The following is a 14,023-nucleotide window of genomic DNA, read 5'->3' on the forward strand; positions in this document are numbered from 1 at the left end:
TGATGGGGAGAGTCTGCGCAGCCTGTATGAGGGATTTATGTGGGCACTGTGGAGACTGTATGGAGATGCAGCACCACCTGCACCCCGCCGGGCACATTGGCGATCTGCAACGCACCGCCGTGCAGCTTCATCACCTCTTCGACAAAGTTGAGGCCCAGGCCCGTACTTTTGCGCCCACTCGCCGGCCGTGGCAGCGAATAGAACCGCTCGCTCAGGCGCGGCAAGGCGTAGTCGGGAATCGCGGCAGCCTGGTTGAACAGGCTCACCTGCACATCGCTGTGCCGCACTTGAGCACTGAATCGCAGCGAGCCGCCGGGCGGGGTGAAATCCAGGGCGTTATCCAGCAGGTTGCCCAAGGCCTGGCGCAACAGAAAAGGTTCGCCGTAGACGCGAACATCCGCGCCAATCGCCTGTTCGACCTGCAGGCCGGCGCCTTGGATCCGCGCGCATTGGGCGTTGAGCACATCACCCACCAGGGCGGCCAGCGGGATACTCACTTGTTCTTCCAGGCCCTGGCGTTGCTCCACCTGCGCCAGGTTCAGCAGGCGCTCGATCAACTGTTGCAGGCGCGCACTCTCACTGTCGATATTGCCGACAAAGCGCTGCTGCTGCTCGCGGCTCATATCGCCCTGCAACAACTCGGCCGCGCCGCGAATCGCCGCCAGTGGGCTTTTCAGTTCGTGGGTCAGGGTGTGTACGTAATGTTCGACGTAGGCCTTGCCCTCCAGTTGCGTGCGCATATGCTCAACGGCGGTCGACAACTGCTTGAGTTCACCACCGCGATAATGTGGCAGTTCGGCCCGTCGACCCTCGCTGACGGCCTGTGCATAAGCCGTCAGCCGGTGCAGGGCAACGCTTAGCCACCACGACAACAAGGCGCCCAGCAGCAAGCCGAGCACTACCAGACCCGCGCCGTACCACAGCAGGCGGCGTTCGGTGCGGTCGACATAAGGCTGCAACGAGCTGTTCGGCTTGGCCACGGTGACCACACCGATGATCTGACCGTTGTCGCGGATCGGCGCGCCCACGTGCATCACCGACGAGGTGGCGTCATCCGCGTTGCTGCGGGTGGAACGTGCGCCGTATTCGCCGCGCAGTGTCAGGTACACGTCGTTCCATTTGGAGTAGTCCTGGCCCACCGCTTCGCCGCTGGAGTCAAGCAGCACCCTGCCCTTGGCGTCGGTTACGTAGATGCGGTGGTTGACCTGGTTTTTCGGCAGGCCCCAGATGGTCGCGCCGGGCTGACGGTTGCCATAGGCCTTGAGCAGTGCCGGCCAGTGGCTTTGGCCGAGGGTGCCGTTCTTCACGTCGTCACGCAGGATCTCGGCCAGCAGGTTGGCGGTGTCCACCAGGGTTTCTTCGGTGGACTGGCGCACGCCGGGGCGGATTTCCTTCATCACCGTGCTGAGCACGAAGTAGCCAGTCAGGCCGATAAACAACGCGTACACCAGGAAGATCCGCAGCCCCAGGCGCATCAGCTGTTGCTCGGGCTGTAGCTGTAGCCGAGGCCGCGATGGGTCTGGATCGGCTCGGCCTGCGCCGCCACGCTGCGCAGCTTGCTGCGCAGGCTTTTGATGTGGGTATCGATATTGCGCTCGTAACCGGCATCGGCCGGTACACCCACGGCATCCAGCAATTGCTCGCGGCTGAACACGCGCTCGGGTTGCTCCAGCAGGCTTTGCAGCAGGCGGAATTCGTGGCGGGTCAGGCTCAGGGGCTGGCCGCGATAGTTGATCTGCATGCGCTCCAGGTCGACCTGAAACAGTGCCGGCGCAACACCGGGGCCGACCCGCTTGAGGATCGCGCGCACCCGTGCCGCCACTTCCCGAGGGCTGAACGGCTTGACCACATAATCGTCGGCCCCGATCTCCAGCCCCACCACGCGGTCGATCTCGCCGTCCCGCGCACTGAGGAACATCACCGGCACTTCACTGAAACGGCGCAATTGCTTGCAGGTTTCAAAACCGCTGATGTCGGGCAGGCCGATGTCGAGGATGATCAGGTCGGCCGGCGTCTGGCGCTGATGCGCCAGCGCCGCCTGGCCGAGCGTCACCCACGTGGTGGTAAAGCCCTCGCCTTGCAGGGCGAATATCAGCGTGTCGGCTATTGCCGCTTCGTCTTCGACAATCAGGATGTGGGGCATGGGTTCAGATCAGCAGTCCGGTTTGTCCGCAGTGTAACGACGGGCCGGGTTTACTGCTGCGCCAAATTCACGCAGGGCCTTGGCACCGATCAACAACGGATAGTTGAAACTGCTGCGGTCGGTGAGGTTGACCTCCACGGTACGCTTGACGTCTCCCAGGCACATTTCCAGGTCGATGACTGGGCGCTTGGCAACCGTCGCTTCGTCTTTTTCGTCGTCTTCATCGGCGCGGCTCTTGATCTTGCTGATGCGCGATACCTTGTGTTCGTAGACCTTGTTGGAGGCGTCCTTGCCACCGAGGCGGAAGCGCACCCAGTCGTCGCCATCACGGGTGAAGGTCTCGATGTCACGGGCCGACAGCGAGGCGGTCAGCGCGCCGGTGTCCATCTTGGCCTTGAAGGTCTCGCCGATTTCCGGCAGCTGGATGTATTCGTAGCGACCGTAGAGGGTAGGCTCGGCGGCCATGACGGGCAGCGCCGCAAGAGCAAGAGAGGCAAGGATAATTTTCACGTAGGTGGTTTCCTTGAATTGAGTAGGCGGATTCTAGACCGCAAGAACAGCACTTAGTTAGTCCCACCAACATACCTGGCACACTGTGAAACATTCGTACCGCACTTTGCGATTTGGCCTCCAGACTCAGCTCTCTTATCATGGCACGCCCACAAGATCCCAAGAGTTGCTTATGCGCCGCCTGCTCACCGGCTGTTTGGTCACCCTGCTGTTGTTGCTCAATACGCTGATCCTGATCGGCCCCTTGATGGTATTCGCGCTGCTCAAGCTGGTGGCGCCGGGTCGCTATCGGGACTACGCCTCATGGGCGGTGATGTGGATCGCCGAGACCTGGGCCGAGATCGACAAACTGATCTTCGCCCTGTGCATCCCGACCCACTGGGATATTCGCGGCGGTGAAAACCTGCGCGGTGACACAAGCTACCTGGTGATCAGCAACCATCAGTCCTGGGTGGATATCCCGGCACTGATCCAGGCCCTCAACCGGCGCACGCCGTTCTTCAAATTTTTCCTGAAAAAAGAACTGATCTGGGTGCCCTTCCTCGGCCTGGCCTGGTGGGCGCTGGACTACCCGTTCATGAAGCGCTACACCAAGGCCTTCCTGGCCAAGCACCCGGAACTGGCCGGCCAGGACCTGAAGATCACCCGGCAAGCCTGTGAGCTGTTCAAGCGCCAACCGGTGACGGTGGTCAATTACCTGGAAGGTACGCGGTTCAGCGAGGCCAAGCGCAAGCAGCAGGCTTCGCCGTTCACGCGCCTGCTCAAGCCCAAGGCCGGCGGCGTGGCATTTGTGCTGGCGGCCATGGGCGAACAACTGGACGCAGTGCTCGACGTCACGGTGGTTTATCCAAAGGCAAGGATCCCCGGGTTCTGGGACTTGATCAGCGGCGCAGTGCCAAAGGTGATCGTTGATATCCGCACCCGCGAGCTGGACCCGGCGTTGTGGCAGGGCGATTACGAAAACGATCCAGCGTTTCGTCAGACCGTGCAGAACTGGGTGAACCAGCTCTGGCAGGAAAAAGACGCGCGCATTGAAGCGCTTCTCAGAGAACGGGGCAGCGCTTGTCGCTCGCCTGAACGAGAATAACCGGCAGGCGACCCCAGACCGAGCTGACTGAAACAACGTACGCACTACGCCAGGCTAATGGATACCTCTGCATTGAAACGCACGCCAGCGTGCCAGGACGCGAGGTTTAAACCACTACTTCAGGGAGTCGATACGTGTTCAAGCACCTTTTAAAACCAATGGTTGTCGCCCTTTCACTGACCAGCCTGCCGGCGCTGGCAAATCCTGTTACTCCGGCTGATACGAGTCGCCAGGCCGCAGGCGCAGCCGGAGCGGCCACCTCCAGCAACACTGCGAACAAACAGTCTTTCCACATGAGTTGCTCGGCGGGAGACTACACCGGCGAAGCTAAAGGCTATGTCCAGTACTACAACAACAGCACGCTGAGAGCCGCGGTGGTGAGGCAATACAAAATCACTAAGAAAAATAACGTGCGCGGCGGCAATAGCGCCAACGTCAACCTGAAGGTGGATGGCCAATCAAGCAAATCCCCGGACAGCATGAAACAGGACGGGAATTGGAACAGCATCAGTTTGAGCAGAAGTACCGCACGACGTAACGCGCCGATGGAAATCCAGTTCATTTTCGACAAGTCCGGCGCACCAGACCCACGCTGCACCACAAGGAAGGACATCTGAGGCGCCAGGCGTAGACGTCCAGGCCGTCAAGAACCTGGGCTCATTGGGCGCACGACGGCGATGGTTGATGCCATCCACCGCCGCCGGCAATCTTATGAGCGGCCGTTGCTTAACTGCCGGTCCCCCAGGCTTGAGCCAGCTTACCCAGCAACGAACCGTTGGCGCCCTGGCTGCCCAGGTATTGCAGGATCACCGGGGCAAACTGGCCGACCATGCCACTGTCCATGCCCAGCGCGCTGAACGCTGTGTGCAGGTCATTGGTGTCTTTCACATTCCCCAGCAGGCCGTCAAGGCCGCTGGTCTTGCTGCCACCGGTCTGGCCGAGCAACCCGCTCAAGGCGCCGAGACTGCCCAGTGCATTACTACCCGACAGCTGGTCCAGGCCCGGCACGCTCTTGCCCAGTTGCGAATAGTCGGTGCTGCTCAGTTGGTTCTTGGCCAGGCCCAGCATGGCGCCCGTGCCGCCCACGGCTTGTTCGGGGGTGATGTTGAGCTGTGAGGTCAAGGCACTGAGCAAGCCGGCCGTCTCGGATGACGGCGCGGCCGCAGCGGCCTTGTTGTTACCGCCCTGCATGCCGGAAATGGCATTGGCCGCATCGCCAAGGCTGAACCCTGCGGCAAACACCGGGCCGGCTGCCAGGGTCATCAGGCAGGAAAGGGCGAAACCGCGTGAAATCTTCATCGAAACAACCTCGGGATATAGGGGCGAAAGCAGGCGTTTGACTGGGCATTGCGTCGGTTGTTCCAAGGCACCGCTGGAACCCAATTGCGATAAGCGGGTCCATGAACTGACTACACATTTTGTCAGGAAGAGACTTATGACTGCGATCCAACCCCAAGTGATTGAGCACAAGCCTCCATTCTGGAGCCGCACTCGCCTGTTCATCGGCGCCTGCGTGGTGGTGGTTGCCGGCATCGGCGGCGCCCTCTACACCCAGGACAGCGTCAAAGCCGCCGCGACATTGGTGACCACAACCCAACAGCCCGCGGCGCAGATCATGGCGCATAAAGATTATCTGGAAGTGCAGCCCATCGCCTCCACGGCACCCGCCCCGGACCAGAGCCTGGAACTATGGGCGATCCCCGAAGGCGGCACGCCGGTGTCGCTGGGCCTGTTGCCCGAGGATGGCAAAGGCATCATCGGACTCAACCCGCGTCAGCAGGCGTCCATCAGCAAACCGGTGGAATTGATGGTGAGTTCGGAAACCAAAGGCGGGTCGGTGAGCAAGCAGCCGACGGGACCGACGGTGTATCAAGGTGCGCTGGCCGCCCGGTGATGGCTGGCGCTATAGGCAACTGCCCCATTATCGCCAATCATTATAGAAACCTGTCATTTTTAACAGTATCGGCGCGATTGCACCTGCACATAGCATGAGACTTCCCTCTCAACGATAAGGAAGTTAATCATGAGCTATAAATTCGCCGTAGGCATGCTGGCTGTTCTGACACTGGCAGTGAATGCTCACGCAGCTGATATCAAGGACTGCCCTGAAGCCAGTGCGATTAAATCCAAACCCTTCCACGACGACAGTGTGCCTGACAAGTACGGCGACGGTTTCACCTACACCGCCACCAGCAATGGCAGGACATGGACGGGGACGACACTTGGAACCGACGATGATTATCTGGCCGCCAAATACGCACTCAAAGCCGAAACTTTTGGCGTGGTTGATGGCAAGCTGCGCTGCGACTACGGTGGAAAACGCTTGGTCGAAAACAGCAAGGTGAAAGAGCCCTATCTGCGACTCTCAGCCCCGCAATAATAAATAAGGGCTGCCCTGGCGGTTGCAAGAGTAAGTATCGGCCTGGACTCGCGTAGTCCATTTCCGAAACACTCCAAACATCCCTGACAGCTTCTTACACCCCCTGTGGCGCCTTCATATAGTCGTGCGCCACAATCCTGGAGGTGTACGCGGTGCAGGGAGCCTATGCATTTATCAACGAGCGACCGCAGTCTTATCCGCTGCTCAAACTTAGCCTTTCGCTCAATCCTCATATTCAAACCAAGTTCGACATCCTCAACCAACACATTCGCAATGTCGTGGTGTTGCCTGGGCAGTTGGTGATCATTCCAGATGCGCACACAGCGTCTTGTACCGCAGAGGAAGCGCGATTGATGCGCTCGGCGCAGAACATAAAACTGGCATTGCTCGCGCATTCCGCAACTGATCGATTTTTGATCAAAAACTATGATCAGTTGCAGGCCATCATGTCCCATGCCTCGTTGGGCATCGGCAGCGCCAGCAGCGCGTGGAGCAAGCACCTGACGCAAGTCGAGCAGACGCTCAAGGAAATCGACGAGTTGCATAAGCAGTACCTGAGGAACGGTACCGCCAGTGCGAGGAATGAGTTTCTGGGTAAGCGCAGGACATTGTTTGCGAAGCTGGATGGACAACTTTCAGGGTTGGCACGGTTGGGGACGGGCTTGAAAAATGAAGGTTCCATTAAGAAGATGCTGGGGATTTCCAGTAAGAGTTATTGGCACCATGGGGAGATTCGAGGCTATGAGGAGACCGTAAAACGTGTAGCCAAGGCTTCAGAGATATTGAAGAAGGGGACTTACATTGGTATTGCGTTGGATGTTGGGTCGACGGCGTTGGAGATAGCGGAGGCGTGTTCCACCGGACGCGAGCAAGAATGTACGCAGGCGAAGTATGTTGAAAGCTCTAAGTTGGTGGGTAGTGTTGGCGGCGCATCCGCAGGCGGGGCACTTGGAGCTATTGCCGGTATCGGCGCCTGCGCGATTGTTTTTGGCATACCAACGGCCGGCGCCGGAGCTTTGGCATGCGCCATCGCCGGCGGTGCTGCGGGTGGATTCGCTCTTGGCAAGTTTGGAAGCGGCTTGGGGGAAAACGCAGGCAATTTTCTCTATAAGTCTACGAGGGATTAAATGGATTTTGAAATTATTGGCATGTGTTCACTTGCGCTCATGCTACTCAGCTTCCCGATCGTTTTTTCTGCCATGTTCAAAAAACTTGATGCCGCTGAGCGCTATATGCAATACAGCAGCTTTATAGTCGGATGCAGGCACACTTTTCGTAATACTCCCTTTGAAGGAAGGCCCCAACGCGTATACGCCATGGGCCTGGTCATTCTTATTCCAAAATTGGTTCAGTGGCGCGGGATGGTGCTTGCTGAGGAGGTTAAAAAAATACCTCGACACCTTAAGTACTGGATGGTCATACCTACAGTGACGGCCTACCTCTCAGCTGCCGGAATGACCATTAGCTGGTTTTTTATATAAAACCAATAGAACAAGGGCGACCTTCTGGGTCGCCCTTATCTATCACCTACGCCGCACTGAACAACTTATGCGGATCAATCACAAACTTCTTCGGCACGCCCGCATCGAACTCGCCATAACCACGTGGTGCTTCATCCAGGCTGATGACTTCAACCCCCACGATGTCGGCGATATGAATGCGGTCCCACATGATCGCCTGCATCAGTTGGCGGTTGTACTTCATCACCGGGGTTTGCCCGGTGTGGAAGCTGTGGGATTTGGCCCAGCCCAGGCCGAAGCGGATGCTCAGGCTGCCCATTTTCGCGGCAGCGTCGACGGCACCTGGATCTTCGGTGACGTACAGGCCGGGAATACCGATCTTGCCGGCCACGCGCACCACGCCCATCAGCGAGTTGAGTACGGTGGCCGGCGCTTCGTGCTTGACCCCGTCGTGGCCGTGGCCGCGCGCTTCAAAGCCTACGCAGTCCACGGCGCAGTCCACTTCAGGCTCACCCAGCAGCGCGGCGATCTGTTCGTGCAGTGGGGTGTCGGTGGACAGGTCGACCACTTCAAACCCTTGCGCCTTGGCGTGGGCCAGGCGGATGGAGTTGACGTCGCCGATGATCACCACCGCCGCGCCCAGCAGGCGCGCGGAGGCAGCCGCGGCCAGGCCGACCGGACCAGCGCCGGCGATGTACACAGTGCTGCCTGGGCCAACGCCGGCAGTGACGGCGCCGTGGTAGCCGGTGGGGAGAATGTCGGAGAGGCAGGTCAGGTCACGGATTTTCTCCATGGCCTTGTCACGGTCCGGCAGTTTCAGCAGGTTGAAGTCGGCGTACGGCACCAGCACGTATTCGGCCTGGCCGCCGGTCCAATCGCCCATATCGACGTAGCCGTAGGCACCACCGGCTCGCGCCGGGTTAACGGTGAGACACACGCCAGTGTGTTGCTCTTTGCACGAACGGCAACGGCCGCACGCCACGTTGAAGGGTACCGAAACCAGGTCGCCGATCTTCAGGTTCTCGACGTCGCTGCCCTTCTCGATCACTTCACCGGTGATCTCGTGACCGAGCACCAGACCGGTCTGGGCGGTAGTGCGGCCGCGCACCATGTGTTGGTCGGAGCCGCAGATGTTGGTGGAGACCACGCGCAGGATGACGCCGTGCTCAATCTTCCTGCCACGGGGGTCCTGCATTTTGGGATAGTCGATTTTCTGTACTTCGACCTTGCCGTTGCCGAGATACACGACACCACGATTACCAGACATGCTTTCACCTCGCTGTTGTTTTTATGGAACTGCGTCGCCCAGGCAGGCAGCGCGTTAAATGCTCGGGTACAGATGCTGTTTCTTGTGTTGCTCGCGAAAGCGTCAGTCAGAGCACCACTGTTCTATTGGCGTTCAAGAACACCCGCCGCTCAATGTGATAGCCCACCGCGCGGGCCAGGGTCAGCCCTTCGATGTCCCGCCCCTTGGCAATCAAATCCTCCGGATAGTGGCTGTGATCAACCACCTCCACGCCTTGGGCGATGATCGGGCCTTCGTCCAGATCGTTGTTGATGTAATGCGCCGTGGCACCCACCAGCTTCACGCCCTTGTTGTATGCCTGGTGATAAGGCTTGGCGCCCTTGAACCCCGGCAGCAACGAGTGGTGAATGTTGATGGCCTTGCCATCCAGCTTGCGGCACAGCTCCGGCGACAGCACTTGCATGTAACGCGCAAGGATCACCAGTTCAGCGCCCGTCTCTTCTATCACTTGCCACACCTGACGCTCCTGGGACGGTTTGTCGTTAGGGTCAAGGGGGAAATGGTAGTAGGGAATCTGGTGCCAGTCGGCCAACGGCTTCAGATCGGGGTGGTTGGAGACCACCGCGACCACGTCCATCGACAGCTGGCCAATGCGCTGGCGGTAGAGCAGATCGTTGAGGCAGTGATCGGCCTTGGAGACCATGATCACCACTTTGGGTCGGTAATTCGGCGCCGTCAGCTCGAAGATCATGCCAAAGGCTTCGCCGCGCGTGGCCAGGCCATCACGGAAAGCCTGCTCGTCGAAGCCGTCGGGCTGACGGAATTCGACGCGAATAAAAAACCGGCCAGAGAGGCGGTCATCGAACGAATGGTGTTCGGTGACATAGCAACCCTGCTCGAACAGGTAGCGGGTGACCGCATCCACCGTGCCGAGCACGCTGGGGCAGTCGGCAGTCAAAATCCATGTATCGGGTGCGCGGCTCATTGTGCGTGACTCCTTGATCGTTCCCACGCTCTGCGTGGGAATGCCGCCATGGACGCTCTGCGTCCGCTCTTGGGACGCGGAGCGTCCCGGGATGCATGCCCACGCAGAGCGTGGGAACGATCATCCTCAGGCTTGAACGCTCAGACCGAACTCGGCCGAGGCGTCTTGCAACCACAACCACCAGTAGTCGGAGAAACTGCGACGAATCAGCAGTTCCCAGGTGTCTTCAGCAGTGTGGCGGATCACCAGTTGCGACTTGGCGAACACCGTGCCCACCGCCTTGCCCACCGGAAAATTATTCGGGTGGACGTCGTAGCTGGTGGACTTCATCAGCACGTCGCGCACGTTCGGGCCGCTCAGCTCAAGGATCTGCTGGCCGCCGCTGACGTTGACGATCTGGATATGCAAGTCACCCAGGGCGGCACGCAGGTTCTGCTCGGCGGCGAATTCTTCACCGCCTGGCACGATCAACAACCACTCATCCGGGCCGAGCCATTGCAGGCTGGTGTCGCCCTTGACGATCACACTCAAGGCGCCGGGCAGCTCGATGCCCACCGCCTTGTGCACGCCAGCGGCGAACGCGGCATCGTGGCCATCGCCACGAAGGGTCAGGTGGCCGAGCAGTTTCTTTTCACGCACGGTCACGCCGGCGTTCTTGCGGCCCTTGCCGACCAGGCTGGCGAGGTCGGCATGGTGCAGCGACGACTCGGCCTTGGCGCCGGAGGTGGGGCGTTGTTGGTAAACATTGGCTGCTGTCATAAAGCACCTGTGTCTTAAATTGATCGTTCCCACGCTCTGCGTGGGAATGCCGCTTTGGACGCTCTGCGTCCGCTCTTGGGACGCAGAGCGTCCCGGGATGCATTCCCACGCCGAGCGTGGGAACGATCAGGTGTCAGATATTCTGGCGATCGCCTTTCGGGTCAAAGAACACCGAAGACACAATCTCCGCCTCAATCACGCTGCCATCGGCCTGCGGTGAGAACACCCGCTCGCCGATGCGCTTCAAGCCGCCTTTGACCACGCCCATGGCAAACGAGTAGCCCAGGGAGTTGTGCGCATAACTTGAGGTGACGTGACCGACCATCTTCATCGGGATCGTCTGCTTCGGATCGAACACCAACTGCGCGCCCTCAGGCAGCCACACTTTTGGGTCGACCGGCTTGAGGCCCACCAGTTGCTTACGCTCTTCGCGCACGCAGTCTTCACGGTTCATCCCGCGCCAGCCGATCCACGAGAACGGCTTGGTACGGCCCACACACCAGCCCATGTTCAGGTCGTCCGGAGTCATCGAGCCGTCAGTGTCCTGGCCAACGATGATGAAGCCCTTCTCGGCCCGCAGTACGTGCATGGTTTCGGTGCCGTACGGGGTCAGGTTGTATTTCTTGCCGGCCTCGACGATCTGTTCCAGTACGCCCATGGCGTAGTCAGCCTGCACGTTGACTTCGTACGACAGCTCACCGGTAAACGAAATCCGGAACACCCGCGCCGGCACACCGCCCACCAAACCTTCTTTCCAGGTCATGAACGGGAAGCCGTCCTTGTCCAGGTCGATGTCGGTGACCTCACTCAGCAGCTTGCGGCTGTTGGGACCGGACAGGGTCATGGTGGCCCAGTGGTCAGTGACCGAGGTGAAGTACACCTTGAGGTCTGGCCATTCGGTCTGTTGGTAGATTTCCAGCCACTGCAATACACGAGCAGCGCCGCCAGTGGTGGTGGTCATCAGGAAGTGGTTGTCGGCCAGGCAGGCGGTCACGCCGTCGTCGAAGACCATGCCGTCTTCCTTGCACATCAGGCCATAGCGCGCCTTGCCCACATCGAGCTTGGTCCAGGCGTTGGTGTAGATGCGGTTGAGGAACTCGCGCGCATCCGGGCCCTGGATGTCGATTTTGCCGAGGGTGGAGGCGTCCAGCAGGCCGACGCTGTCGCGCACGGCCAGGCATTCGCGTTTGACCGCGGCGTGCAGATCTTCACCATTACGCGGGAAGTACCACGGGCGTTTCCACTGGCCGACGTCTTCAAACTCGGCGCCGTTCTTCACGTGCCAGGCATGCAGCGCGGTGTAGCGCACCGGTTCGAAGATGTGCCCACAGTGACGGCCCGCTACCGCGCCGAAGGTCACCGGCGTGTAGTTGGGGCGGAACATGGTGGTGCCCATCTGCGGGATGGTCACGTTCAGCGAGCGGGCGGCAATGGCCAGGCCGTTGACGTTGCCCAGCTTGCCCTGGTCGGTGCCGAAGCCCAGTGCGGTATAACGTTTGACGTGCTCGACCGACTCGAAACCTTCGCGGGTCGCCAGTTCGATGGCGGCGGCAGTGACGTCATTCTGCAGGTCGACGAATTGCTTCGGCGCCCGTGCGGTCGGCTTATCGTGCGGCACCTGGTAGATCGCCAGGGTCGGCTCTTCCAGACGGCTCAAGGCTTTTGGCAGGGTGCCTTCCACCGGGGCAAAACCGGCTTCGCTGGCCGCGCGCACACCGCCTTCAAAACCATCGGCGAGGGAATCGCCCAGGCCGTAGACGCCGTTGATACCACCGACGCACACGCGTTTCTGCGGCGCTTCACCCGGTACAAAACCGAGGATGTCTTCACGCCAGGTCGGCTTGCCGCCCAGGTGCGAGGCCAAGTGAACCACCGGGCTGTAGCCGCCGGAGCTGGCGACCAGGTCGCAGTCCAGCCACTCGCCGGGGCTGGTGACTTTGTGCGCCTTGACGTCAATCGCGGCGATACGCGCAGCGGTCACACGCTTGGTGCCACGGGCCTCGACCACAGCGCTGCCGGTGAGGATCCGAATACCTTTGGCGCGGGCTTCTTCTACCAGCGCGCCGCGTGGGTTATGACGAACATCAGCGACCGCCACCACTTGCAGACCGGCATCGAGCCAGTCCAATGCAACGCGGTAGGCGTGGTCGTTGTTGGTCGACAGCACCAGTTTCTTGCCCGGCGCCACGCCATAACGGCGCACGTAGGTGGAAACCGCACCGGCCAGCATGTTGCCCGGCACGTCGTTGTTGCCGTATACCAGCGGACGCTCGCACGCACCAGTGGCCAGTACCACACGCTTGGCGCGCACACGGTGGATACGCTGACGCACCACGCCAATCGGCGCACGGTCACCGAGGTGATCGGTCAGGCGCTCGTGAATAGTCAGGAAGTTGTGGTCGTGGTAGCCGTTGACGGTGGCGCGGGGCAGCAGCAGCACGTCCGGCAGGCTTTTCAATTCGGCGATTACGCTGGCGACCCATTCGGCAGCCGGTTTGCCATCGAGGCTTTCACGCGAATCGAGCAGCGAACCGCCGAATTCTTCCTGCTCGTCGGCGATGATCACGCGGGCACCGCTGCGCGCAGCGGCCAGTGCAGCGGCCAGGCCGGCCGGGCCTGCGCCTACCACGAGCACATCGCAGTGACGGTTGAAGTTGTCGTAGGTGTCCGGGTCGTTCTCGGTCGGCGAACGGCCAAGGCCGGCAGCCTTGCGGATGTACTTCTCGTAGGTCATCCAGAACGATTGCGGGTACATGAAGGTTTTGTAGTAGAAGCCCGGCGGCATCAGCTTGCCGCCGACCTTGCCGAGAATCCCCATCATGTCGTTGTTCACACTCGGCCAGCCATTGGTGCTGGTGGCGACCAGGCCTTGGTACAGCGCCTGTTGCGTGGCGCGCACGTTAGGGATTTGCGTGGCTTCGGTGGCGCCGATCTGCAGCACCGCGTTCGGCTCTTCGGCGCCTGCGGCGAAGATGCCGCGAGGGCGCGAGTACTTGAAGCTGCGGCCGATGATGTCGACGCCGTTGGCCAGCAGGGCAGCGGCCAGGGTGTCGCCTTCAAAGCCTTTGTAGCTCTGGCCGTTGAAGCTGAAAGTCAGCACTTTGTTACGGTCGATCCGGCCACCGTTGGACAGGCGATTGATCTGGCTCATACCTTCTCTCCAGAGGCCTTGGCGGTGAACTGAGGCTTCTCACCGATCTTGTAGGTTTCAAGAATTTCGTAGGTCACGGTGTCGCGGGTGGCGTTGAAGTACTGACGGCAACCGGCGGCATGGATCCATAACTCGTGGTGCAGACCGCGCGGGTTGTCGCGGAAGAACATGTAGTCGCCCCACTGCTCGTCGGTGCAGGCATTCGGGTCCAGCGGGCGCGGAATGTGCGCTTGGCCGGAGGCGTGGAATTCCTCTTCGGAGCGCAGTTCGCCACAGTGAGGACAGAAGATATGCAACATAGG

At 60.3% G+C, this 14,023-nt stretch carries 15 protein-coding genes; 6 read left to right on the forward strand and 9 right to left on the reverse strand.

From position 1 onward, the window contains the following. Nucleotides 1-35: 35 nt before the first annotated feature. From creC to rloA2, 3 genes are read right to left on the reverse strand one after another with little or no spacing between them, the layout of a single operon-like run. Nucleotides 36-1,475: a two-component system sensor histidine kinase CreC gene (creC, locus tag AB4O05_RS02220; RefSeq protein WP_460133469.1), complete on the reverse strand. Its 1,440-nt coding sequence runs from the start codon at nucleotides 1,473-1,475 to the stop codon at nucleotides 36-38. Beyond that, nucleotides 1,475-2,143, reverse strand: a complete 669-nt coding sequence (gene creB, locus AB4O05_RS02225) for a two-component system response regulator CreB (protein WP_460133467.1) — start codon at nucleotides 2,141-2,143, stop codon at nucleotides 1,475-1,477. The genes creC and creB overlap by 1 nt, the downstream gene beginning before the upstream one ends. Nucleotides 2,144-2,152: 9 nt before the next feature. Beyond that, nucleotides 2,153-2,653: a retropepsin-like aspartic peptidase RloA2 gene (gene rloA2 / locus AB4O05_RS02230; RefSeq protein ID WP_460133465.1), complete on the reverse strand. Its 501-nt coding sequence runs from the start codon at nucleotides 2,651-2,653 to the stop codon at nucleotides 2,153-2,155. Between the two features lie 172 nt (nucleotides 2,654-2,825). On the opposite strand from rloA2, the gene AB4O05_RS02235 reads away from it, so the two are divergent. Further along, nucleotides 2,826-3,740, forward strand: coding sequence for an acyltransferase (locus tag AB4O05_RS02235; RefSeq protein ID WP_460133463.1), 915 nt, complete (start codon nucleotides 2,826-2,828; stop codon nucleotides 3,738-3,740). A 134-nt stretch (nucleotides 3,741-3,874) separates the two neighbouring features. Then, on the forward strand, nucleotides 3,875-4,357 hold the full coding sequence (locus AB4O05_RS02240; protein WP_460133462.1) for a hypothetical protein: 483 nt from the start codon (nucleotides 3,875-3,877) through the stop codon (nucleotides 4,355-4,357). A gap of 109 nt (nucleotides 4,358-4,466) precedes the next feature. On the opposite strand, the gene AB4O05_RS02245 is transcribed toward AB4O05_RS02240, so the two are convergent. Then, entirely contained in the window at nucleotides 4,467-5,039 is a 573-nt protein-coding gene (locus AB4O05_RS02245) for a DUF2780 domain-containing protein (protein ID WP_460133461.1), read from the reverse strand. Between the two features lie 136 nt (nucleotides 5,040-5,175). On the opposite strand from AB4O05_RS02245, the gene AB4O05_RS02250 reads away from it, so the two are divergent. The 4 genes from AB4O05_RS02250 (at nucleotide 5,176) to AB4O05_RS02265 (ending at nucleotide 7,601) form a co-directional block, all read left to right on the forward strand. Continuing rightward, nucleotides 5,176-5,634, forward strand: a complete 459-nt coding sequence (locus tag AB4O05_RS02250; RefSeq protein WP_460133459.1) for an anti-sigma factor domain-containing protein — start codon at nucleotides 5,176-5,178, stop codon at nucleotides 5,632-5,634. 129 nt (nucleotides 5,635-5,763) lie between these two features. Beyond that, nucleotides 5,764-6,120, forward strand: coding sequence for a hypothetical protein (locus tag AB4O05_RS02255; RefSeq protein ID WP_460133458.1), 357 nt, complete (start codon nucleotides 5,764-5,766; stop codon nucleotides 6,118-6,120). 152 nt (nucleotides 6,121-6,272) lie between these two features. After that, the gene (locus tag AB4O05_RS02260) at nucleotides 6,273-7,247 is read left to right on the forward strand and encodes a hypothetical protein (RefSeq protein WP_460164829.1); all 975 of its coding nucleotides are present in this window, start codon (nucleotides 6,273-6,275) and stop codon (nucleotides 7,245-7,247) included. After that, nucleotides 7,248-7,601, forward strand: coding sequence for a hypothetical protein (locus tag AB4O05_RS02265; RefSeq protein ID WP_460164830.1), 354 nt, complete (start codon nucleotides 7,248-7,250; stop codon nucleotides 7,599-7,601). It abuts the gene before it with no gap. Between the two features lie 46 nt (nucleotides 7,602-7,647). On the opposite strand, the gene fdhA is transcribed toward AB4O05_RS02265, so the two are convergent. From fdhA to AB4O05_RS02290, 5 genes are all read right to left on the reverse strand, one after another. Next, a complete protein-coding gene (gene fdhA, locus AB4O05_RS02270; RefSeq protein WP_460133454.1) occupies nucleotides 7,648-8,847 on the reverse strand; it encodes a formaldehyde dehydrogenase, glutathione-independent in 1,200 nt (399 codons plus the stop codon). A 106-nt stretch (nucleotides 8,848-8,953) separates the two neighbouring features. After that, nucleotides 8,954-9,811, reverse strand: coding sequence for a formyltetrahydrofolate deformylase (gene purU, locus AB4O05_RS02275; RefSeq protein WP_032883972.1), 858 nt, complete (start codon nucleotides 9,809-9,811; stop codon nucleotides 8,954-8,956). A 126-nt stretch (nucleotides 9,812-9,937) separates the two neighbouring features. After that, entirely contained in the window at nucleotides 9,938-10,570 is a 633-nt protein-coding gene (locus tag AB4O05_RS02280) for a sarcosine oxidase subunit gamma (protein WP_460133453.1), read from the reverse strand. A gap of 133 nt (nucleotides 10,571-10,703) precedes the next feature. Beyond that, nucleotides 10,704-13,721, reverse strand: coding sequence for a sarcosine oxidase subunit alpha (locus AB4O05_RS02285; RefSeq protein WP_460133452.1), 3,018 nt, complete (start codon nucleotides 13,719-13,721; stop codon nucleotides 10,704-10,706). After that, entirely contained in the window at nucleotides 13,718-14,020 is a 303-nt protein-coding gene (locus tag AB4O05_RS02290; protein WP_003194855.1) for a sarcosine oxidase subunit delta, read from the reverse strand. Before AB4O05_RS02290 ends, AB4O05_RS02285 begins: the two co-directional genes overlap by 4 nt. Between the last annotated feature and the right edge of the window lie 3 nt (nucleotides 14,021-14,023).

The organism is Pseudomonas sp. S1_G07, assembly GCF_054668565.1.